Consider the following 21,801-nt stretch of genomic DNA (forward strand, 5'->3'; position numbering starts at 1 on the left):
AAAACTTTTTCCGCGTAATAACTATTACTGATTAATATATCTAACAACTTTAGCTGGCGACCCGTAAACTACAGCATACGGTGGTACATCTTTAGTTACCAAACTTCCCGCACCAACCATGGCGTACTCTCCAATCGTAACTCCACCTAAAATTATAGCTCCAGCTCCTATCGATGCGCACCTTCCAATTATAGTGTTTTGAAAACTTGATGGATATACTTTAGACCTGGGATATTTATCATTAGTAAAAGAAACATTTGGACCTATAAAAACATTATCATCAATTCTAATGCCATCCCAAAGATATACCCCGGCTTTAATAGTTACATTGTCGCCAATTATAACATCATTTTCTATGAATGTATGACAGTTAATATTACAGTTTTTACCAATTCTCGCCTCTTTTAAAATAATAGCATATTGCCATACTGTTGTGTTTGCACCTATTTGCGTTGATTGGACATCAGATAATGGATGAATTTTCATATTTTACTCTTAATATTCAAAAACTCTTCATAAGATCGTATGTAATCATTTTCATCGTATGCAGCTGATGCTAATACAATACAAATAGATCCAGAAGAAAAATTATTAAGTTCTCTCCAGATTCCAGGTATAATCAATAATCCATAGTTTGGACGATTAATTGAAAAAGTACGTCTGTGTTTTGAATCAGAAAGAACTATATCAAATGAACCTGCAATTGGAATAATTAATTGATATAAATTTCTATGTGCATGCCCTCCTCTTTCAACACCCGCTGGGACATCATACAAATAATAAACCCGCTCAACATTAAATGGTATATCGATTTTATTATTAATTGAAGTTATTGAACCGGAATCCATAGAAATCTTGGGTAACTCCAAAATTGTACAATCAAATACAGTTGATGTACCCATTATTTCAGATCTTTCTATACTCATCAAATTGACGTATGTAATCATCTGCATTATAAAATGAAGACGACAAGTGTAAAGAAATAGAATTAGTGGAGAAGTTTTCCATATGCCTCCATGTATTAGGAGGCAAATACAGACCAAAATAAGACCTGTTTAAATGATACTTTTTTTGAGTACTATTTTTTTCAGTGATAACTACATCAAAACTACCACTCAAAGCAATAATCAATTCATGTTGTGTTTTGTACGCATGTCCACCTCTGATTTCACCTCCGGGCACATCATACATCCAGAAAACCCTTTTAACTGGAAAAGGTAATTGATCCGGATTCTGTATAAATGTAAGATTACCTCTTGGATCAGCAATTTTAGGTAATTCAATAATTCTTATCACGATAATAAATTAAGATCGCTTAAAAAAGCGCAACATTTTGGTATAAAAAGTGGAAGTTATTTTCTTTTGATCTGAATGATAACCATATCCGTATCCATAACCATAGCCATAACCGTATCCATATCCATAACCTACAAGCCTTTTTAATGGAATACCATTAAACACGATATTAATAGTTGGCAGACCACCCTTCTCATTCAAACCACTGATTAAATCACCATAGCTTCTTTCAGTATAGTTTGATCGTATTATATACAGGCAAGTATCAGCATATTGTCCTAATAATCTGGCATCAGTAACCATTCCAACGGGAGGTGCATCAATTAATACATAATCAAAATTGCTCTTCAGATAATTGAATAAAATCTCCATTCTTTCATTCAGAATCAGTTCTGCAGGATTTGGAGGAAGTGGACCAGCACCAATTACGAACAAATTAGGAATTTTCTTTACTACCCGAACAATCTGCTCCTTCTCAATATTTCCTGATAAATAGTTACTGATTCCATTTTCTCTATTGAGACCCAAATATTGAATCACTTTTGGTTTTCTTAAATCGAGTTCAACAATTACAACACTTTTTCCAGTTTGAGCTAAACTGATAGCTAGATTAACCGAAACAAAACTTTTGCCTTCTCCACTCTTTGATGAAGTAAATAAAATTGTCTGACTCGAATCGCCTTTTTTCAAAAATGAAATATTTGTTCTTAATTCTCTAAACTGTTCATTTATGATATCCCGTTTATTCTCTTTGACTACTATACCTTCTTCGCGATCAGCATCTGGAATAAAAATCAACTCTCCAACAACCGGCATTAGCAAATCTTCCTCAATTTCTTTTCTATACAAATAGCGCGGATTTGCAAACTCCATTAAGTAAACATAAGCTAGAACAATTGCAAAAAAGAATGACCAACTTATCAAATGAGCTAATAATGCTTTTGGTTTTTCAATGCCAAAGGTTATTGGCTGATCAATTATCCTATTATTTGGAACAACTGAAGCATATTGAATAGCAGCCTCCTCTCTCTTTTGTAACAAAAAAGTATAAATAGTATTCTTTATAGATTGTTGCCTGCTAATATCAAGCAGCATGCGTTCTTTTTGCGGAATTCTTTTAAGCGCCATTTCTCTGTTTAAAGCGCTTGACCTGATTCCTGCACGAGTCTTTTGCAATGATGACTCAAGATTATTAATGCTTTCTAATATACTTGGCTTAAGTTTTGCTATTGAACTTTCAATAATTTCAATTTTGGGATTTTTTATCCCAGTCATCTGCTTAGCGCTCTCTAATTCAAATTCAGCTTGAAACAACTGATTCAACAATTCTATTAAAACCGGATCAGATAATCCCAAAGTAGCGGGCGCGGGGGCTTTCTCGTCATTTCGCTTTGTTACATACTTTCTTAAATCTTTTAATACCAATAATTGGACATCAATTTGTGCTGCTTGTTGATCTAATTCGCTTACCTGGTTTAAGAATATTTGTCCTTCTGCTGATAAATCAACAACTCCTTCTTTACGCTTAAACGATTCCAGATCTTTTTCAACATTTGTCAATTCAGAGGCAACAAGAGATAGTCTCTCATCAACAAAGTCAAGGGTATTTTGCCCAATTCTTCTTTTAAATCCAACATAGTTTTTGCTGTATTCTTCTAGGAGCGTATTTAAGATATCAATTGCACGCTCAGGCTGTGTTTCCATCATAGTTATGTCTACTATGGAGGATTGTGATGTTATTGGATTAACAGATAGCTTTGATTTGAATTTTGATATGCTCTTATTTATTGTAGATACCTCTAATGTAATAGTTGATTCAGAAGAAACTGTCCCCGTTAAAGTCCAGCGGATTCTTCCAAAAGGACTCATTACTATACTATCAACCGGATACACTTTTCCTAAATACTCAATTTCTCCTTGAGTTGTTAGATTGACATTTCCTAAGTAAGTATCCTTAATTTTTTCAGGTTCGAAAATTTCCAACTTTATTGGAGATTGGCTTCCATAAACATCAGACACGCGCACTTTTCCAGACTTGGAAAAATTCGCACAGAGTGATATTTTTTTTACAACCTGGCCAATTAAATCTCTAGATTTTAGTATCTCAACTTCCTTTTCTATTTCATTGTATAACCCTGATCCATCTAATTGAAACCTAAGTAAATTACTATTACTCTTTTCTTGATCATCATCATTAACAATTACCCTTGACTGTATTCTATATACTTTAGGGGTATACCTCAAATACAAGTAAGATGCAAAATAACTCAATGCTGCCGCAAGAATCAGCAATAGCCAATATGGAATTGACCTCCTAATTATTACATCAAGTGAAAGACCTTTATTTTGAGATCTATTTATCGGTCCCAAGTGCTCTTTTGTCAAATTATTTTATTTTGTAAGACTAATAATTATGGCAACAATAGATAAAGCTCCACTTGCCACCGTCAAAAATTGAGGCAATCTCTCTCTGGCAAAAAACCTTGCAGGTGCTGGCTCTACATAAACCACATCATTGGTTCTTAAATAATAATATGGTGAATTCACGATTTCCCGAGACAATAGATCAACCCTGCCAAACTCTCGTTTGCCTTCAATTTCCCTTAAAACCAAAACCTCATTCCTCCTGCCAAAGATTGTTAAATCTCCAGCCATTCCAATAGCTTCAAGAATCGTCATTCTTTCTGTAGGTATTGTATATGTGCCAGGTTTTGAAACCTCTCCTAATACAGTAACCCGATAATTCATGAACCTAACATTAACAATCGGATCTTTTGTATAATCAGAAAATGCTTTTTGCAAATATTCTTCTAACTGAATTCTTGTTAAACCAACTGCCTTAATTTTACCAACATAAGGCATTTTTATTGTACCATCTGCTTCTACCAAATAACCCAATATTTGAGCGCCGCCCTGTTGCATCATTGCTCCGCCACCAGCACCTACCATACCCATAGCTGAATTCAATGCAATTAAATCAGCCGCATTTGGCCCACCAACGGTTATCCACAATTGATCATTTTTTTGAATTGGGGTTTCAAATTCCAACTTAGAATTTAGCAAACTGCTCAAATTCGCAGTATCACCCTTCGTGTTATTCAGATAGACAATATCTCGCGAAGAAGTACAGCCAACTAAGCTGATGAAAACAATTATTAGTAAAAAAGCTATTCTATTCATTTTTCATGATTTAACTTGAATAGCATGACTCCAATTTATCGTCTGCTCAATTCCTTGTTCTAAGGTTTTCAAAATAGTATACTTTAATTTCATTTTTGCTTTGCTTATCTCAGCAAGACTTTGTAAAATATCACCATTGCGCACAGGACCATATATCGGTTGTATTTCAATCTCACATAACTTACAAATCAACCGCCACAATTCATTCAAACTCGTTGTTTGTCCGCAGGCAATATTGAAAACCTCATGCGTGCCAGGCTGTTCAAATTCGAATAACGCATTCAGGTTAGCATTGACTACGTTTTCAACATAAGTGAAATCTCTTGTAATACTTCCATCTCCATTTATTACTGGAGCTTTTCCTTCCAACGCCGCTTTTACAAATAAAGGAATTACTGCAGCATAGGCCCCGTTTGGATCCTGGCGCGGACCGAACACATTGAAATAACGAAATCCAACTAACTGAATTCCATATTGACGTGCATAAGCCTCTGCATATAATTCATTCGCCATTTTTCCTGCAGCATACGGCGATAATACACGCCCTGTTTTTGTTTCCACCTTTGGACTATCAGGCAAATCCCCATAAACCGATGATGAAGAAGCATATGTCATCTTTTTTATACCACCCCCCCGTGCAGCATCCAGGATATTCAAAAAACCATTCACATTTACATCGTGGGTGGTCGCTGGGTCCTTGATACTTCTCGGTACAGATCCTAATGCAGCCTGGTGGCTTATCATGTCCATTCCGGTTGCAGCTTTCGTACAATCAGCTACCGACCTGATATCGCCTTCAATAAATTCGAAACGATCATCCTCCTTAAAGGCTTCAATATTTTTTAAATACCCCGTACTTAAATTATCCAACACCCGAACACCTGTAACATCTCTCCGCTTTAACAGGCCTTCCACTATATGACTCCCGATAAAGCCGGCTCCTCCTGTTACTAATAACTTCATTCTTTATTCTTAATCTTATTTATTACAATCTCGCATCTGCTACTCCAAGTGGCAACACAGCTTTTACATCGTACAAGACACCATTCGACTTCAATTTCGAGCGCCAATCGGTTCCGTTCAGGAATTGCTTATGAGCTACCGCAAGGATAACACCATCGTAATCCTGACCCAATTCGGCAGCATCCGTAAAGATATCGTATCCATACTCATGCACCACTTCCTCCTTGCTTGCCCATGGATCGTAAATGTCAACATCCACTCCCTGATCCCTTAAATGATAAACAATATCCACCACTTTGGTATTCCGGATATCCGGACAATTCTCTTTAAATGTCAGTCCCAAAATCAGCACTTTTCCTCCTACAACCGGTAACCCCCTGCGGTTTAAATGGCGTATCACCTGTAATACTACATACTCTCCCATCCCATCATTGATTCTGCGACCCGCCAATATAATCTCCGGATGATACCCCGTTTCCTGTGCCTTTTGCGCCAAATAATAAGGATCCACCCCAATGCAATGGCCACCTACCAATCCGGGTTGGAATGGCAGAAAATTCCACTTGGTACCCGCCGCTTCCAGTACCGCACGGGTATCAATATTCAACCGGTTGAAAATCTTGGCCAGCTCATTTACAAAGGCAATATTGATATCACGCTGGGCATTCTCTATTACCTTGGCAGCTTCCGCAACCCTGATGGATGCCGCCTGGAAGGTTCCTGCTGTAATGATGGAGCAATACAAATCATTTACTTCGGCCGCCACTTCCGGAGTAGAACCGGATGTGATCTTACGGATTTTAGTCAGTGTACGCTCTTTATCACCGGGGTTGATCCGCTCAGGAGAATAACCCGCAAAAAAATCTTTATTAAATGACAAACCGCTTACCTTCTCGAGAACGGGAACACAATAGTCCTCCGTTACTCCCGGGTAAACGGTTGATTCATAAATAACGATATCGCCCTTCTTCAATACTTTCCCCACAGTTTCACTGGCTTTTTTCAATGGAGTCAGATCCGGCTGGTTATACCGATCCACCGGCGTAGGTACTGTAACAATAAAGCGGGTACAATCCTTGAGGTCATCCAGGTTGCAGGAAATTTGCAATTTCCCTTTTACCGCAGCCAGATCCTCATCGGATACTTCCAGGGTAAAATCCTTGCCTTCATTTAACTCGTTCACCCTTTTTTCGTTAATGTCGAAACCTACGGTAGGGAATTTTTTGGCAAACTCCACAGCCAGCGGAAGGCCCACATAACCCAGGCCGATAACCGCAATTTTTCTGTCTGTATTCATGGTTGGTTTAAGTATAGCTTCGCCTCCTCAGTCACATCAGGTGCAACCAGGGTAAAGTATAAACAATAGATTTTCAATTGGCTACCAAGGTAGCCAGCAATGCTAGTTCCCCCTTAAATCTGGTGATAATCAACAGGTTCCGGCATGCGTTTTTCGACCGTGCAAAAGTATTGCCACATATCCCTTCAATTACTACTCATTCAAGTAATATTGAACAAAAATACTATCTAAAAATTCTTATTCAACACTTTGCTTATTAATTGACTCTTACTTTCGACGTTTAGTTTCTGATAGATTTTTTTCAGGTGGTGATTAACGGTATAAACAGAGACAAACATCTTCTCTGCCAGTTCTTTATATGTTAATCCTTCTTGTAATAACAAAACCAGCTCCAATTCTCTTTTGGTCAGTCGTTTAGCCAGTTGGTCCTCCACCCTTCTACCAATATGTGTTACTACCCGCAATGCCGCTTTTGGGGATAAATAAGCTCCATCGCGGCAAACATCTACCACCGCCCGGTAAACTTCCGCTAACTGCCCAGGCTTTACCAGGAAGCCATTTGCCCCCAGTTTGAGGCTTTCAACCACTGCTTCCTGTCGGTCGTCTCCGGATATTACCAGGATTTTCACCAATGGAAAGGCCCGCCGAAGCAGGCCTATTCCTTCCATACCATCTTTACCTGGTAATACCAGGTCCAATAAAATCACATCTGGATTATCTTCCTGTTTCCCGTTCACCTCCCATTCCTCCAGGCTCTGAAAACTGAAGAGCAACTCAATATCATTGTAATGCGAGAAAAATTCCCGGTAATTTTCTAATAGGTAATTATTGTCTTCAATAATTCCAATTCGGATAAGGTCCCTATTCATATCACTAAAATAAGGGAGAATCGGGCCAATCTTTAAAGAACTGGGCTGGCTACCATTATTTTTTGGTTATTTACCGTAATCTGCAACGAATTCTGCATAAACTTTTTGAAGCCCCTCTTCCAGTTCGATTTTATGCTTCCATCCAAACCCATGCAACTTGCTGACATCCATTAATTTACGCGGTGTTCCATCAGGCTTGGTCAAATCATGCTCGATTTCTCCTTCATAACCCACCACTTTTTTAATTAACAAGGCCAGCTCCTTGATAGGGATATCATCCCCCACCCCAATATTTACCAGTCCGGGTTCATTGTAGTTTTCCATCAGGTAATAACAGGCATCTGCCAGATCATCCGCATGCAGAAATTCCCTTCTGGGTGTTCCCGTACCCCACATAGTTACCGAGGGTGCGTCCGCCACCTTTGCCTCATGAAACTTCCGGATCAGTGCCGGTAATACGTGGCTGTTATTCAAATCATAGTTGTCATTCGGGCCATATAAATTGGTAGGCATCACCGAAATAAAATTGCAACCATACTGGCTGCGGTAGGCATCACATAATTTTATACCCGCAATTTTGGCAATGGCATATGGTTCATTCGTAGGCTCCAGCTCCCCGGTCAGCAGGTATTCCTCCTTCAATGGCTGAGGCGCCAGTTTAGGATAAATACAGGAAGAGCCCAGGAACAGTAATTTCTTCACGCCGTTTACATAACTCTGATGGATCACATTGTTCTGGATCATCAGGTTATCATACAGAAACTCTCCGCGAAAGGTATTGTTTGCATGAATACCGCCCACTTTTGCGGCTGCCAAAAACACATAATCCGGTTTCTCTGCCGCGAAAAAATCTGCCACTGCCTGCTGATTCCTTAAATCCAGCTGCGCCGAGGTACGGGTTATAAAATTAGTAAAGCCTGCGGCTTGCAGTCTTCTCTGAATCGCCGATCCTACCATCCCTCTATGCCCCGCTATATAAATCTTACTTGTTAACTCCATTTTTTCATTATTTTTCTTCGTCTCACATCTCACATCTCACGTCTGACGTCTCACCTATTCATACTGATTCTTCACATAATACCCACTCTCCTTCAGCAGCTTCTCCTTTCTAAAGCTGTCCACATCCGCGGCTACCATTTCACTTACCAGTCCGGCCAGGTCATATTTCGGTTTCCATCCCAGTTTGGTCTGCGCCTTAGTGGGGTCACCAATCAGCAGGTCCACTTCAGTCGGACGATAATATCTTGGATCCACAGCTACCACTTCCTTACCCGCTTCCAGCTGGAATTCAGGATTGGAACAGCTTACCACTTTGGCTACTTCACCGGCTTCAGATCCGCTGAACTCAATTTCAATGCCTACTTCCGCAAATGCCATCCGTACAAATTCCCGAACCGGAGTAGTTACACCAGTTGCAATGACATAATCCTCCGGAGTATCCTGCTGCAGGATCCGCCACATGGCTTCCACATAATCCTTTGCATGACCCCAGTCGCGCCGCGCATTCAGGTTACCCAGGTAAATCTTATCCTGCATTCCAAGGGCAATCTTTGCTACACCACGGGTGATCTTGCGCGTCACAAAAGTTTCCCCTCTCAGCGGAGATTCATGGTTAAAGAGGATCCCATTCACCGCAAACATGCCATAAGCTTCACGGTAGTTCACTGTAATCCAGTAGGCGTACATCTTTGCTACTGCATAAGGCGAACGGGGATAAAATGGCGTCGTTTCACTTTGGGGTACTGCCTGCACCAGCCCGTATAATTCAGAAGTGGATGCCTGGTATACCTTGGTTTTTTTGGTTAATCCCAACAATCGAACCGCTTCCAGTATCCGCAGGGTACCAATACCATCGGCATTGGCAGTATATTCAGGCGTTTCAAAACTCACATGCACATGGCTCATCGCAGCCAGGTTATAAATCTCATCCGGCTGAGTCTCCTGGATGATTCGAATCAGGTTGGTACTATCGGTCAGATCACCATAATGCAGGTGCAACTTCACATTTTTTTCGTGGGGATCCTGGTAAAGGTGATCTATCCGGTCAGTATTGAAGAGGGATGCACGGCGCTTAATGCCATGCACGATATAACCTTTACTTAATAAGAGTTCCGCGAGGTAGGCACCGTCCTGTCCGGTGATGCCGGTAACTAAAGCAACTTTCGACATTATAGTTTATTTGATAAGGAATTGTCCAATTTTTCTAAACGGTTTCAAAGGTATGGTAAAAAAATACGGGGTCAAACCGTTGACAGTCCAGGCTCTCCGGTCTTCCCGGTTGGCTTTCCAGCGATTTCTGAAACTGGCATTGCTTTGTCCACCCATTCTCATTTTCACCACCACTTGCGGCAGGTAAGCAGCCGGAGCATTGTAACGCAGGAGGAAGCGCAACATCAGTTCATAATCAGCCGAATGCCGAAAACTGGTATTAAAAACGCCGCATTGCTCATACAATTGTTTACGAACAAAAAAACTTGGGTGGGGAGGCATCCAGCCATAGTAAAAGGCCTGCTGGTCGTAGGTACCGGCTTTCCAGTATCGAATAACCTTGCTGGTATCCTCCGCATCAACGTATTGAAGATCAGCATAAACTGCCAGGGTATCGGGATTCTGGAAAAGCTCCACGATTTTTTCAATAACCCGGTTATCCGCGTAAAAATCATCTGAATTCAAAATACCGATGATATCACCTGACGCCAGCTTTATACCCTTATTCATAGCATCATACAGGCCTTTATCCGGCTCGGAAACAAACCGGGCCACATGGGGATATCGGGCTATAATAGCTGCTGTATCATCTATAGATACTCCATCAATAATGAGGTGTTCAATCCTCGGATAGGTTTGACTGGCAACGCTTTCCAGGGTGTCGGCCAGGGTAGCCGCGCTGTTATAGGTTGCTGTAATAATCGTTACGAGTGGTTCCATCTTCACTATTCGATCGTTCTTTTTTTTACAGGCAATGCAGGGTTTCCCTGGTAAATCGTGTAAGCTTCCAGGTTGGTGGTGGCTATGGAACCGACGCTTAAAACGCTGTGACTGTAGCAGGTAATACCCGGACAAACAACAGCCTTCGCTCCAATCCAAACCCCGTCTTCGAGAGTAATGGGTGCCACCATCAGATCGAAGGAAGCCTTTTTATAATTATGATTGCCGGTTAACAGATAGGCTCCCTGCGACAAACAGGCATGTGCACCAATCTGCACCCGGCAGAGGTTATCAATCCACGCGCCTTCACCAATCCAGCTGTAATCGCCAATGCTAAGCAGCCAGGGGTACTTGATCTGAACCCGGGGCTTGATAACAACCCCTTTTCCAATCTGCGCACCAAATGCCCGGAGCAGCACAATTTTCAAGCTATTCAGCGGTAGCCAGGCCGATTCAAAGAAAACAAGACTTGTATAATACCAAAGCAGGCGCTTCCAGGCGGGGGCACCGATGGTAGGCGGATACCAGTCATTATTATACCGGGAAAGATCTGTCCTGCTCATTTAAATAGTTCGCGATAGTTTGTATTATACGCTGCATTCTCAAAATAATTGTTTGCGAGCCGGTATGCACCTTCCGACCACTGATTATAGGTTTCCTGGTCCATCTCCAGCAATCGTCCGATAGCTGCAGCAAATTGCTCCGGCAACTCCAATGGAAGATCCCAGCCCGCCTGTTGGCTTTCCAGCTTTCTCCACGGCGTACGATCACTGATCAGTACCGGCTTCCCACTGATCAGGGCTTCAAAGATAGCATGACCGAAGTTTTCACCCCGGCTGGGTAATACCAACGCATGGGCATCCAGCATTTTTTCAAAGGATTCCTGCTGAGGTAGCGCCCCGTATTCCCTGACCTGTACACTAGAAGGAAGTTCCTTTATCATCTCCCTGCATTTTTCAACATATCCGGATGGCCCCGGTTCTCCAATCAGGTGCAATTCAATTTGTCTCTTCCGGTTTTGCTTCAGCAGGTCCAATACATAATCCAGGTTTTTGGTGGGATGGAGCCTACCCAGGAATATCAGTTTTAATTCCCCCGGTGATTTCGATAGCGTAGCAGGCTTTTGTTCTCTGAATGCCGGAATGTTACCTACCACCCTTATGTCCGCACCTGGGAAATGTTGCTTTATGTATCCAGCCTCCTCTTCTGTTGTTGCCTGAAAAATAATTCGCTTCTGCCAACCCATCCAGCGAAAAAGGGTCAGAAAGATTTTCTTTTTGCCTGATTTGAGTCCTAATGCACCTGGATGTAACATCCCCCGTGGCGCAAGAATTATTTTTTGATTCCTGAACGAACGGGAAACCAACAATGGCAGAAGGGTAAAAGGAAAAGAAAACATGCTATTCAAATAAATCCTACAGGTAGGATATTGTTCAAAGAGTTGTTTCAACCATTTCCGGCTGATAAAACCTGGCGATGCATAAAATACCTGTTCACCAAAAATGCCACTGGTCCATTGATTCAATGGAACCTGGTCGTAAGCTGTTTCGCTGTCCAAATCCCTGTCAGATGTGATCACATAAAACTGATAGGCAGATGACATCGCCTGCACCAGGTTGACACAGGACTGGATAGGCCCCCCGGCTTTATAACCAGGGTAATACCAGTCGGTAAATAAAAGCACAACGGGCCTGTCAGAGTTCATTTTTTTTCAGCCAGTGCGATAAAATAATAAATAACCAAACTTCGATCCACCGGATCGAAGGGTCTCCTTTCAGAAACTGTTGCCATTGCACTTGAAGTGCCGGCCCATTGATAAAATCGCGTTTCGACAACTCCTGGATTTCCGCATCACAGAAACTGCGCAACTCCGTTTTCATCCACTGTTCCCAGGGAAAAACAAATCCCTGTTTACGGCGATGAACAACCTCATGGGGCAGGCGTTCCCCCAGTGATTCTACCAGCAACTGCTTTGGAAATGCAGGTTCTTTCAGCTGATCGGGAATCTGCAATACATATTCAATCAATTCGTGATCAAAAAATGGTTCCCTCACTTCCAGGCTAACGGCCATGCTCATCTGATCCGTATCTTTCAGTAAGGTATATTGCGTATAGCCCAGGTATTCGGCTATAGATACCTGTGAGTATTCCGGAAAATCGTGCAGCCGTTCCAGGTTTTGAAGCGCCCGTTGAACGGGATCTGCGGCAGGTAACCCGATGCGAATAAATTTATGATGGCCAGCGGGCGTAATGATCTGCCTGAATATGGGATAAAGGTTTTCAATTTGCGGTGATGGAACCTGCAGCAGTTGTTTCAGGCGGTCTTTGCGGCTGGACCCACTGCCCAACAGGGATGCCATCAAGGTACGAACAGGAGTCGTCAATGCCCAGGCGCTTTTATATTTTTGTACCTGTCTGAACTGCCGGAAAAACGGATAACCTGCAAACAATTCATCTCCCCCTATTCCAGAGAGTGCTACCGTGATTCCAGCCTCCCGGATAGCTTTGGAAACCACATAACTGTTAATACCATCGCCACTGGGTGTATCCATAGCAGCAAGCGCCGGCAGCAGGTTGTCCAGCATATATTCCGGCTTTTGTAAAATGGTGTGATGCCGGGAATTGAATTTTTTTGCTACCAGTTCTGCATAACCGCTTTCATCAAAGCCTTTTTCACTGAAGCTGATATTGAAGGTTTCAGGAGGGCGACTGCTCACCTCTGCCATTAGCGCGACCACTGCACTGGAATCAATGCCACCAGATAAAAAAGCACCAACAGGTACATCACTCACCAAGCGCTGTTCCACTGCTGAGCGAAGAAGGCGTAGGATTTCCGATTGTGCCTGCTGTCTTGATTCAGGTGGGGTAAAAGCAGTTCGGGATTGTATATCCCACCAGCTGCCAGTTTCAATTTTACCTGCCTTGATTTTCATCCAGCAACCGGCTTTTAATTCCTGGATGCCTTTAATAATCGTATTTGGGCCGGGAACTGACTGGTAGCGAAAATAACCGGCCAGCGCATCGGTATTCAATTCTTTTTTTACCAATCCGCTTGCGAGTATAGATCGAATTTCCGAAGCAAAAAGGAGGCAGTTAGATTGTTCAGCAAAATAGAGAGGTTTCACCCCGAGGCGGTCACGCACCAACCAGAGTGTTTCCTCCTGGCGGTCCCAGATGGCGAAAGCAAACATTCCTTTGAATTTGGGAAGGGCCGCTAATCCCCAGCGGCTCCAGGCTTCCACCAGCACTTCAGTATCGCCGGTACTTTTGAAGGAATGATCTGTTATCGTCGCTTTTACTTCCTGGAAATTATAGAGCTCACCATTAAATACAAGCTGGTAGCGATTGTTGGCACTGCTAAACGGCTGGTTGCCGGATGGGCTCAGATCAATGATCGACAGGCGGCGGTGTCCAAGGGCAATACGGCCTTCTACAAAATGCCCATCCGCATCCGGCCCCCGGTGGGCGATAGCATCCGTCATAGAGTGGATTTGCTCCTCCAATGGATTCGAATCAGTGAAAGAAAGAATGCCTGCTATGCCACACATTTACTGGAAATTTGAATACTAATTAGGTTTAATTTGCAAGCCAGGCATGAAACAAGCATCACAAAAACTGGATCTGACTCAAAAGCTGGCAGTGCTTTGTATTTTTTCTGTCTTCCTGGATAAAGCTATTCGGGGAGCAGGGCTACCCTTTGACTTTTACTATTACTATATCGCTTTTATTGCCTTTCTGGTATCTCTTGTTTATCAGAACCGGAAGATTTTTCTTCCTCCAAAATGGTTTAACCTGGGGTTTGGTGCAGTGGCCATCGCAAGTTTATTTGTAACAATTTACAACGGATTGCTGGGGTTTGAATACCTGAAACAACTCCTTGGCATTGTATTCACGAGTCTTGTATCCTATAATATTTTTGTGGTTTTCAGATTCGATATTCAGCGAATTTTCGAGTATTACCTGTTTTTTGCTTTCCTGGTTGCGCTTCATGCTGTGTTAGATAATCTCTTACACATCGCTGGCATACACCTGACACCTTATTCAGTAGTTAGCCCTTTAATTATCCGGGAATATGGAATCATGGGGGAACCTTTCTACCTGGCAATGGCCATTACCCCAGCCCTTGCATATTACACCTGTTATTTTCAACGAACCTGGAAGCAGTTAAAATTCAGGTACCTGGTCTTACTGGCCTGTTATCTTGTCACCTATTCATCCACTGCACTGATGGGTATTGGCCTGTCGGTGTTTTTTGCGCTTTATCTGAATAATTTTTTCAATGCCCGAAGCAACCGCTTTGTATTTGCCCCTTTAATCATAGTTCCGATCGTATTATTGATTGTGAACCTGATTGATACCATCAGCTTGTTCAACAAACGGTACTATGATACTACTTCTCTCTTTTTGTCAAAAGATATTGATGTTAAAGAAGCAGGCAAATCCAACTCCAGTACGTTCGCGCTTTATTCCAATTTCATTATTGCGCGGGATTCTTTTCTTGAAAATCCACTATTCGGATCGGGTCTTGGATCGCACCCGCTCATTTATGAAAACACTTTTTTGAAATACTTTCCTCCGAACTACCTGAAAGGTTACGGAGCCCAGAACCAGCAGGATGCCAATTCACGTTTCTTACGACTGTTATCTGAAACCGGACTTATGGGCACCGTATTGTTCTTGCTTTTCGTGATTATTTTCTTCGCGCCTAAATCAGCTATCCGGTCTGCTGCAGGAAAAGAAATCGCAGCTATTAATTATGCCATCTTCATTTATATTCTGTTGGGGTTGATTCGAAATGGCAACTACATCAATGTTGGTTTCTTTTTCTTTTTCTTCATGTATTATATTTCCAACAGATTACTCGTAAACAATCCGGTACTACATATCAAGCAGCGCTTGAGTCCAGGTTTGGGGTGAAATACGTGCTGCCAGTTGCATACTGTTAGTTGCTTTATCCAGCAATGCCTCATCTGATTGTGCCGCTATTAAACGAAATGCTGAAAGGATATCGGATTGCTGATGAGAGGAAATCAGCCAGCCATTGCTTTCGTTCAGAAAGGCATCAGCTGCTCCCACCTGCGGGCTAAGCAGAAGTGGGAAACCTGCCGCAGCAAACTCATGAACCGCTACACCCCAGGGTTCAAATTTACTTATCAATACAAACACACCGGCCTGCTCAATAACAGCATCCAATTGATCGGGCTGAATAAAACCAAGATGTTTGATTTTAGGATGTAGTATTCTGCTTTCAAAACCCGGGCCCGTTCCCACACACCAAAGCTCCCATTCGGAGGGCTCTAGCTCCTGCCATTTAACAAAAGCATCCCAGAGTTCTGTGTAGGCTTTTTCAGGAATATAGCGGGCTACACATAAAAATACTTTTGGAAACCGGTTTGCTTTTAACGCTAATCCCCACTTTCCTTTTTCCATAAATACCGGCAGATCGCAGGAATAAAAATGGTTCCGGATCTGCTCTTTCCGAAAACCAAGAAACCTTGCATACGCGGCCTGTCTTTCGCCTGGTAACCAAAGGTATCGAAAGCTCCTTTTTAAAACAGGGGCTCCGGTAAATTTCCATATCCACTGCTTCAGGTTTCCCAGGAGGTGATTATCAAAACAAAGTACCGTAATGGCTTTTTTTCTCCAGGCATAGCAAAGCCGCACATAGTCCTTATTGATCCAGCCTGAGCATATTATGTGAGTAGGCTGAATTTCGTTGGAAAATCCTTTTAAGTCGGCGTAGGAGACAAACTCCTGTACCGGCCGAAAACTCCCAATAGCAGCAAAATCAAACTGAAACGGAGCTTCTTTATTGATGGGAAAATGTACCACCGTTATCCTGGCATCCGGATCCAATTTCCTTAATGCCTTCAGGCAGGCGATTGTATATCCGGCAAGCTCCGTATATAGAAACAGATAGGATCTTTTCATGGTTTCAGAACGATTTTATCCAGTTTCAATTCTCCACTCTTTACTTTGATTTCAAACTTTCCGCTACCCTCCAGCTTTAATTGTATACTACCGATTGGCAAGCCTTTCCAACGCCCTGTTACATCACCCTGTTTCCATTCCAGTTCAACAGGAGCATTGTTCTTTTCAACTACTACCAATTCCACAGCGCTGATTTTTTGCTGCTCCAATCCTTCAAAATCATAACTCAGTCGCGCCCCTGGTAATAGCCTGCGAAAACTGGTGAACCGCGAATAATCAAGCGGCTTATGCGCCTGGGTTATGATTTCTGCTGTGCCTTCTTCAACTTTCAATAGTTCTGCTTCAACACTCAATGCAGAAGACCAGAAAAAAGGATGTTCTACCTGATGCCAGGCATCGAGTTGATAAAATACGGGATTGTCTTTATCTAACCCTTTAAGTATGTAAAGACTTCCCTGTCTCGTAATCGGGAAACTGATTCTTTTTTGGTCCAACAGAATGCTGGTAGTTCTCTTATCAGGTACATTTCCCGCCTGGTTGCTATTCGGTTGGATACTTCCATATATCAGCCATTCATTCTTCCATTTCCTCACTATTACCAGATCATTTGGGGCAGAAGCTTCAAACCGAAACAGCGAAGCAGCATTCAGTAATTCTCCCTGTTCAAAAAAATGCGGAGCATGGGTTCGGATAGCCTGTGCATAAGCGGGGATGGCAACCTGGTATGCGTAGCCTTTTGGATCATACGGACCGATTCCATTGGGCCATTTGCCACCCGGACCAGTAACATTAAAATATCCCACGTAAAAAAAATCAGCTCCCAGCATGACCATTGATTTTAAAAGTGCCAGCCATTGAGCGGGACGAATATTCTCCTTTTCCTCCTGCCAGCCAGCAGCAACAAAGGGTGAAAAATTTTTATCCCCTGCCGGGATTTCGGTTGCACGTCCTTTTGCAATCATGCCATACCCATTGTAAGGCCCATTTGCGAGTTGCCAGTTGGAAGGAGTAAATGGATAAAAATCCGGCGTAGACCGGATACTGCCATCAGGCATACGATTTACTTTTTTACGGTATTCATAGGCCCCCCAAAAATCAGGCTGAACAGCAGATACCTGGAAGAAAGAAAAAATCGTTGAAGCTGGCAGGTCTTTTAAGACAATGGATCTGAATCTTTCTTCCATTTTAGTTTGAAATCTTCCGAAGTACTGTGTTCTGTTCAGTCCGCTGCGTTGAAAATCTTTCCATACTACAGGATCTTGCTTTAGCAGCGTTTCCCTGTAAGCAGTACCAAATACTTCTCCATTCTCGTTGATGAGCGCAGGAGCGCGTTTTAACCTACTGGTTAACTGAGACAGATAAAACCGAACAGTTTCTGCATCCTGCTCCATGATCTGCGGGTCCATCAAAGGAGAGAGTTGCTTCTTCCCGTTTACGAGAATGGGTTGCCCCTGTTTTTTTGACAGGTAATTTTTTGAAGCCAGCTGCTGGGAAAACACATACGGTTTATCTGAGTTATAACCCGCATGACGAGGCTGAATTTGAGCCTGCATCGATATTACAGAATATCCCCATCCCGGCTCTTGTTGTGCCAATTTAAGTAGTGCACCCGGAACAGTATTGGCATCACCATATATACGGCCGGCAGTTTGGGCATTCTCTCTTAACAAGGGTATATCCAGCCAATAATTCCAGCGTTTATACATCTCCGTTTCTATTTCAACAGCAGCAGGGGCCGACCGCTCACTCAGATAATTAATATCCATCCAGGAAACATTGCGGGAAAGTTTATGCCCCCTGGCATATCGGGGAGAAGGAAACTGTTTTAACTGGTCCGGTAAAGAAACCGTATAACGCGGAAAACCAGGCGCGAACTGCATTGTATCAAGCGCAAAACTTGATTTGAAATCAGTTGAACGTTTGCTATTAGTCCCATTCAATGATTGAGTCAGCTTTCGTATCGTAAAACTATCCAGGTATTGGTCGTACAAACTAACTTCATCCAGCTCAATACTCCCTTTAAATCCATCTGAAGCCTCCAATAAAGCGCTGTTGCCGGAAGGAATAGCAGCTTCCTTCGGATTAATTAATACGCCATCCGCCCATATTTCTCTTCTTCCCAGGCGACTGCTGAAATTAAAAACAACCGTATGCCAGTTGCCATCATTATAATAGTCGTACCCATAAGGTCCGCTACCGGTAAGATTGGCCCGGTAATAGGAACGGATATTTTTCCCTTCTTTAAGAGCACTGGTAGTGAAACTGAAATAAGGATAGTTGAAAGTGACTGAAAAATCTTGCCTGGGATAACTGATAAACTCGAAACTTTTTCCCCGAAAACTAATAACCAGTGCAAATGCATCGCCTTTTATTGCCTTGAGCATATTCGTTGATACCAGGCAGTTAGCGCCCTCAATCCGGATAGCTTCCCTATTACTGTCAGTTACAGGTTCCATAGTACAGGCACCACCGGCAGAACGCAGCACCAGCGATGCTGGCCGACCTTTCTTATAGTCTGCTTTACTAAAGTCAAATTGAGCTACAGGTTTTTTTACCTGCGCCAGACAAGAAATGCTTAACCCAAAAAGTACAACCAGAATAATTACGCGACCGACCATATGGCTTTTACAAAATCTATCCAGCGAATGGATCCATTCCGTTTAAGAAATTTCGGAATGGAACTAACTGAAAAAACGAATGCAATAAAAATGGAAGCCAGTCTTGACTGGTGCTTCTTTAAAAACAAAACAATATTTCTGCGTTTATAGAGAAATCGCCAATCTGTTTTTTCCAGAGCATCTAAACTTGCGCCTTCATGAACGATACTGTCTACTGGCAAAAAATAAATAGCCTGGTCGGATTGGTTGAGTTTAAAACATAGATCCTGCTCTTCATTGTACATAAAATATTGCTCATCAAACCCACCAACCTTCAAATAGGCAGATAGGCGTATCATAAAGCAAACACCATTCAGGCAATCAACCTGCACAGGTTTGTTGGCAACTGCGCTCTGATTTATAGCTGAATATTTTTTTCGGAAGGAAAAAACTCCCGATACCGTTGTAATGGGCAAAATGGTGTTCTGGACCGTTTTTCCGTCCTGCTCCAATACCCTGGGGCCTACCATGGCAGCGGCCGGATTGGAACTTAAAAATTCGGCTAACACCGTCAGATAGTCGCGGTTCAAAATTCCGGCATCACTATTAATGACATGAACCAGGGCTTCTTCCTCTTTTGCTGCTATATATTCTACTGCCCGGTTGACACCATACCCGAAGCCGCCGTTTTTTTGCTGGGGCAAGACTTGAACACCAGGCAGTTTAGTTAGTTCTTTCTGAAGTAATTCCAAAGCCGGTGCTTCAGAAAGGTTATCCACTACCAGAATCGAATGCTCCCTGATAGTGCAATTCACCAGTTCAGATGCCAGTCGAATGACATCCTCCGATGTGTTATAATGAACAATAACTGAATAAAGTTTCACCTGATTACACGTTAAAATGCCGGAAATTCCGGTTGAATAAAAAACCGGTAAAACGTGCCCATTTAATTTTTCGGGCTGGTTTCCGCAATAGCCAGTATTGCATGGCTACGATGCCTAAACAAAACGCAAATATTATTTTGTAAGCTAAATAATAGACATACCCCGTGTATTGTTTGAAAAAAAGTCCATAACCATACAAGGCATCCAATTGCAACCACATTCTGACAGCCGGGTTGCCTGTTCCTGTACCACCTTTTGACTGATGATGAAATACGGCTGCTGATGGTTCTAATAAAATTTTCCGACCATCCTTCCAGATTCGCCGACACAATTCGAGGTCAGAACCATAAATAAAAAAACGTTCATCCATCTGGTAATCGGAGCGAAACAGAAGCGCTGCTCCGGCCGGCTGCTCTAAGGGCTGTGCTTTTGAAAGATCGAGGTCCATGCAGGTATAGCTTCGATAGGAGCTAAACCGGGTCCACCATTTTGCCGGTACAAAAAACTCAACCAGCAAGGCAGTAATGGAAGGAAAACGACGAATATAATTTTGAATGCCACCATCCGGATAATACAGGTTGGGAGCTATGGCACCAACCGATGGATCCGACCCAAGAATATCAATCAGCTTTTTCCAGCTTTCATCCTTCAGAAAAGCATCCGGATTCAATAAAAAAATATAATCAGCTTCCGCAGCCCGAATGCCCTGATTGCAGGCAATGGTATAACCCAGATTCCTGTCGTTCAGTAGCAACTTGATTTTGTCAGCAAATGGCAGGAGAGATTCTCTGGTAGTATCGGTTGAAGCATTATCGATAACAATAATGTTGCCTTCCCCATATTGCAGTACGCTCTTAACACAATCAACTATTAAGTCAGCACAATTATAACTAACGATCACAAAACTAACGGACGGTCTTTTTGTCTTTCCAGACATGCTCTAAGGCTTTAGTTGTTTGGTTTACCGGCGTGAAAAAGAACGAACGGGCTTTTTTTAGCAATAGTTTACTCCCATGGTAAAAAAATCCAAAACCCAGGGCAGAAAATGCTTCATAAATGTTTTTACGAAACTCCTTTGACTGCTTTGCCAGGATGCAATAATTCAACAGGGAGGTATAATATTCTTTATTGAGACCATGAACTGTTTTGCTTTTATGCAGAATCAAGGGTTTGTTTTTCAATAATACCCTGACCATTGTAGCATTCATTTTGTACTGGTTACTGGTCATGCTTCCGAAATGCACACGAACTTTCGATAATACCCTGGGAAGACATCCGAATGTTTTATCAGATAGAGACAAGCGGAGCCAAAGATCCCAATCTTCGAGTTCGCGCAGGGATTCATCAAAACCACCCTGCTCAAGAACAATTTCTTTTGGAATCAAAATGGTATTAACGTGAATAAAATTTCCAAATAAAAGATGCCGGAGAATTTGCCCTTCATAAATCGGGAATTGGACCGGGAATGTTGCCTGAAAATTACCTGCTTCAAACCATTCAGAGTAGCTGTATACGATATCAGTTTCCGGATTGGAACGCAGGTAGTCCAGTTGAGCCGATAGTTTATCGGGTAAAATAACATCATCCGCATCCAGGAATACCAGGTACTTGCCTGAAGCATGGGCTATCCCGGTATTTCGGGCGCCGGAAAGTCCCCGATTGTCCTGCCGTATGCAATGGAGATTTTGAACATCGGGGTATTTATTTTTAAGATACGGCGCTACCGGTTCAGCACTTCCGTCATCAACAACCAGTATTTCATGGGAAGTAAAAGTTGATTGTAAAACGGAATCGATGGCATCTGCTACAAACTGCAGACTATTGTAACAAGGGATAATAACTGAAACCTCAACCAT

At 42.4% G+C, this 21,801-nt stretch carries 20 protein-coding genes; 1 reads left to right on the plus strand and 19 read right to left on the minus strand.

Features of this window, described 5'->3' with window-relative positions; genetic code table 11:
• Nucleotides 1-24: 24 nt before the first annotated feature.
• The 14 genes from L0U88_RS17255 to asnB all read right to left on the minus strand — a co-directional run bounded on the left by L0U88_RS17255 (nucleotide 25) and on the right by asnB (nucleotide 14,081).
• The gene (locus L0U88_RS17255) at nucleotides 25-486 is read right to left on the minus strand and encodes an acyltransferase (RefSeq protein ID WP_234867550.1); all 462 of its coding nucleotides are present in this window, start codon (nucleotides 484-486) and stop codon (nucleotides 25-27) included.
• A complete protein-coding gene (locus tag L0U88_RS17260; protein WP_234867552.1) occupies nucleotides 483-902 on the minus strand; it encodes a sugar 3,4-ketoisomerase in 420 nt (139 codons plus the stop codon). The genes L0U88_RS17255 and L0U88_RS17260 overlap by 4 nt, the downstream gene beginning before the upstream one ends.
• 4 nt (nucleotides 903-906) lie before the next feature.
• Nucleotides 907-1,296 (minus strand): sugar 3,4-ketoisomerase, encoded by a 390-nt coding sequence (locus tag L0U88_RS17265; protein WP_234867554.1) that lies wholly within the window; start codon nucleotides 1,294-1,296, stop codon nucleotides 907-909.
• Nucleotides 1,297-1,305: 9 nt separating this feature from the next.
• Nucleotides 1,306-3,681, minus strand: coding sequence for a GumC family protein (locus L0U88_RS17270; protein WP_234867556.1), 2,376 nt, complete (start codon nucleotides 3,679-3,681; stop codon nucleotides 1,306-1,308).
• 6 nt (nucleotides 3,682-3,687) lie between these two features.
• The gene (locus L0U88_RS17275; protein WP_234867558.1) at nucleotides 3,688-4,476 is read right to left on the minus strand and encodes a polysaccharide biosynthesis/export family protein; all 789 of its coding nucleotides are present in this window, start codon (nucleotides 4,474-4,476) and stop codon (nucleotides 3,688-3,690) included.
• A gap of 3 nt (nucleotides 4,477-4,479) precedes the next feature.
• Entirely contained in the window at nucleotides 4,480-5,439 is a 960-nt protein-coding gene (locus L0U88_RS17280) for an SDR family oxidoreductase (RefSeq protein WP_234867560.1), read from the minus strand.
• 22 nt (nucleotides 5,440-5,461) lie between these two features.
• Complete coding sequence (locus L0U88_RS17285) at nucleotides 5,462-6,736, minus strand: nucleotide sugar dehydrogenase (RefSeq protein ID WP_234867562.1); 1,275 nt, start codon at nucleotides 6,734-6,736, stop codon at nucleotides 5,462-5,464.
• Between the two features lie 227 nt (nucleotides 6,737-6,963).
• Nucleotides 6,964-7,605 (minus strand): response regulator transcription factor, encoded by a 642-nt coding sequence (locus tag L0U88_RS17290; protein ID WP_234867564.1) that lies wholly within the window; start codon nucleotides 7,603-7,605, stop codon nucleotides 6,964-6,966.
• A gap of 66 nt (nucleotides 7,606-7,671) precedes the next feature.
• Nucleotides 7,672-8,604, minus strand: coding sequence for a GDP-L-fucose synthase (gene fcl, locus L0U88_RS17295; protein ID WP_234867566.1), 933 nt, complete (start codon nucleotides 8,602-8,604; stop codon nucleotides 7,672-7,674).
• Between the two features lie 54 nt (nucleotides 8,605-8,658).
• On the minus strand, nucleotides 8,659-9,774 hold the full coding sequence (gene gmd / locus L0U88_RS17300; RefSeq protein WP_234867568.1) for a GDP-mannose 4,6-dehydratase: 1,116 nt from the start codon (nucleotides 9,772-9,774) through the stop codon (nucleotides 8,659-8,661).
• A 6-nt stretch (nucleotides 9,775-9,780) separates the two neighbouring features.
• The gene (locus L0U88_RS17305; protein WP_234867570.1) at nucleotides 9,781-10,533 is read right to left on the minus strand and encodes a glycosyltransferase family 2 protein; all 753 of its coding nucleotides are present in this window, start codon (nucleotides 10,531-10,533) and stop codon (nucleotides 9,781-9,783) included.
• 5 nt (nucleotides 10,534-10,538) lie between these two features.
• Entirely contained in the window at nucleotides 10,539-11,096 is a 558-nt protein-coding gene (locus L0U88_RS17310; protein ID WP_234867572.1) for a WcaF family extracellular polysaccharide biosynthesis acetyltransferase, read from the minus strand.
• Complete coding sequence (locus L0U88_RS17315; RefSeq protein ID WP_234867574.1) at nucleotides 11,093-12,238, minus strand: glycosyltransferase; 1,146 nt, start codon at nucleotides 12,236-12,238, stop codon at nucleotides 11,093-11,095. The genes L0U88_RS17310 and L0U88_RS17315 overlap by 4 nt, the downstream gene beginning before the upstream one ends.
• Nucleotides 12,228-14,081, minus strand: coding sequence for an asparagine synthase (glutamine-hydrolyzing) (gene asnB, locus L0U88_RS17320; protein ID WP_234867576.1), 1,854 nt, complete (start codon nucleotides 14,079-14,081; stop codon nucleotides 12,228-12,230). Before asnB ends, L0U88_RS17315 begins: the two co-directional genes overlap by 11 nt.
• Nucleotides 14,082-14,127: 46 nt before the next feature.
• Here asnB and L0U88_RS17325 point away from each other — a divergent pair, with 46 nt between their 5' ends.
• The gene (locus L0U88_RS17325; RefSeq protein WP_234867578.1) at nucleotides 14,128-15,450 is read left to right on the plus strand and encodes an O-antigen ligase family protein; all 1,323 of its coding nucleotides are present in this window, start codon (nucleotides 14,128-14,130) and stop codon (nucleotides 15,448-15,450) included.
• On the opposite strand, the gene L0U88_RS17330 is transcribed toward L0U88_RS17325, so the two are convergent.
• From L0U88_RS17330 to L0U88_RS17350, 5 genes are read right to left on the minus strand one after another with little or no spacing between them, the layout of a single operon-like run.
• Nucleotides 15,412-16,464 carry a glycosyltransferase gene (locus tag L0U88_RS17330; protein WP_234867580.1) on the minus strand — a complete coding sequence of 351 codons (1,053 nt, stop codon included), beginning with the start codon at nucleotides 16,462-16,464 and terminating at the stop codon, nucleotides 15,412-15,414. The two genes, L0U88_RS17325 and L0U88_RS17330, sit on opposite strands and share 39 nt — an antisense overlap.
• Nucleotides 16,461-19,082: a LamG domain-containing protein gene (locus L0U88_RS17335; RefSeq protein ID WP_234867581.1), complete on the minus strand. Its 2,622-nt coding sequence runs from the start codon at nucleotides 19,080-19,082 to the stop codon at nucleotides 16,461-16,463. Before L0U88_RS17335 ends, L0U88_RS17330 begins: the two co-directional genes overlap by 4 nt.
• A complete protein-coding gene (locus L0U88_RS17340) occupies nucleotides 19,067-19,945 on the minus strand; it encodes a glycosyltransferase family 2 protein (protein ID WP_234867583.1) in 879 nt (292 codons plus the stop codon). Before L0U88_RS17340 ends, L0U88_RS17335 begins: the two co-directional genes overlap by 16 nt.
• Before the next feature lie 4 nt (nucleotides 19,946-19,949).
• On the minus strand, nucleotides 19,950-20,882 hold the full coding sequence (locus L0U88_RS17345) for a glycosyltransferase family 2 protein (protein ID WP_234867585.1): 933 nt from the start codon (nucleotides 20,880-20,882) through the stop codon (nucleotides 19,950-19,952).
• A complete protein-coding gene (locus L0U88_RS17350) occupies nucleotides 20,851-21,801 on the minus strand; it encodes a glycosyltransferase (protein ID WP_234867587.1) in 951 nt (316 codons plus the stop codon). The genes L0U88_RS17345 and L0U88_RS17350 overlap by 32 nt, the downstream gene beginning before the upstream one ends.

This window comes from Flavihumibacter fluminis, from assembly GCF_021491375.1.
Taxonomy (GTDB): Bacteria; Bacteroidota; Bacteroidia; order Chitinophagales; family Chitinophagaceae; genus Flavihumibacter; species Flavihumibacter fluminis.

Excerpts from the sequence above, each read along its gene's own strand:
- L0U88_RS17330 (WP_234867580.1), bottom strand. The coding sequence starts at position 16,464 with ATGAAAAGATCCTATCTGTTTCTATATACGGAGCTTGCCGGATATACA.
- L0U88_RS17315 (WP_234867574.1), bottom strand. The coding sequence starts at position 12,238 with ATGAACTCTGACAGGCCCGTTGTGCTTTTATTTACCGACTGGTATTAC.
- L0U88_RS17285 (WP_234867562.1), bottom strand. The coding sequence starts at position 6,736 with ATGAATACAGACAGAAAAATTGCGGTTATCGGCCTGGGTTATGTGGGC.
- L0U88_RS17335 (WP_234867581.1), bottom strand. The coding sequence starts at position 19,082 with ATGGTCGGTCGCGTAATTATTCTGGTTGTACTTTTTGGGTTAAGCATT.
- L0U88_RS17325 (WP_234867578.1), top strand. The coding sequence starts at position 14,128 with ATGAAACAAGCATCACAAAAACTGGATCTGACTCAAAAGCTGGCAGTG.
- L0U88_RS17345 (WP_234867585.1), bottom strand. The coding sequence starts at position 20,882 with ATGTCTGGAAAGACAAAAAGACCGTCCGTTAGTTTTGTGATCGTTAGT.
- L0U88_RS17280 (WP_234867560.1), bottom strand. The coding sequence starts at position 5,439 with ATGAAGTTATTAGTAACAGGAGGAGCCGGCTTTATCGGGAGTCATATA.
- L0U88_RS17305 (WP_234867570.1), bottom strand. The coding sequence starts at position 10,533 with ATGGAACCACTCGTAACGATTATTACAGCAACCTATAACAGCGCGGCT.
- L0U88_RS17310 (WP_234867572.1), bottom strand. The coding sequence starts at position 11,096 with ATGAGCAGGACAGATCTTTCCCGGTATAATAATGACTGGTATCCGCCT.
- L0U88_RS17275 (WP_234867558.1), bottom strand. The coding sequence starts at position 4,476 with ATGAATAGAATAGCTTTTTTACTAATAATTGTTTTCATCAGCTTAGTT.
- L0U88_RS17260 (WP_234867552.1), bottom strand. The coding sequence starts at position 902 with ATGGGTACATCAACTGTATTTGATTGTACAATTTTGGAGTTACCCAAG.
- fcl (WP_234867566.1), bottom strand. The coding sequence starts at position 8,604 with ATGGAGTTAACAAGTAAGATTTATATAGCGGGGCATAGAGGGATGGTA.
- gmd (WP_234867568.1), bottom strand. The coding sequence starts at position 9,774 with ATGTCGAAAGTTGCTTTAGTTACCGGCATCACCGGACAGGACGGTGCC.
- asnB (WP_234867576.1), bottom strand. The coding sequence starts at position 14,081 with ATGTGTGGCATAGCAGGCATTCTTTCTTTCACTGATTCGAATCCATTG.
- L0U88_RS17350 (WP_234867587.1), bottom strand. The coding sequence starts at position 21,801 with ATGGTTGAGGTTTCAGTTATTATCCCTTGTTACAATAGTCTGCAGTTT.
- L0U88_RS17290 (WP_234867564.1), bottom strand. The coding sequence starts at position 7,605 with ATGAATAGGGACCTTATCCGAATTGGAATTATTGAAGACAATAATTAC.
- L0U88_RS17255 (WP_234867550.1), bottom strand. The coding sequence starts at position 486 with ATGAAAATTCATCCATTATCTGATGTCCAATCAACGCAAATAGGTGCA.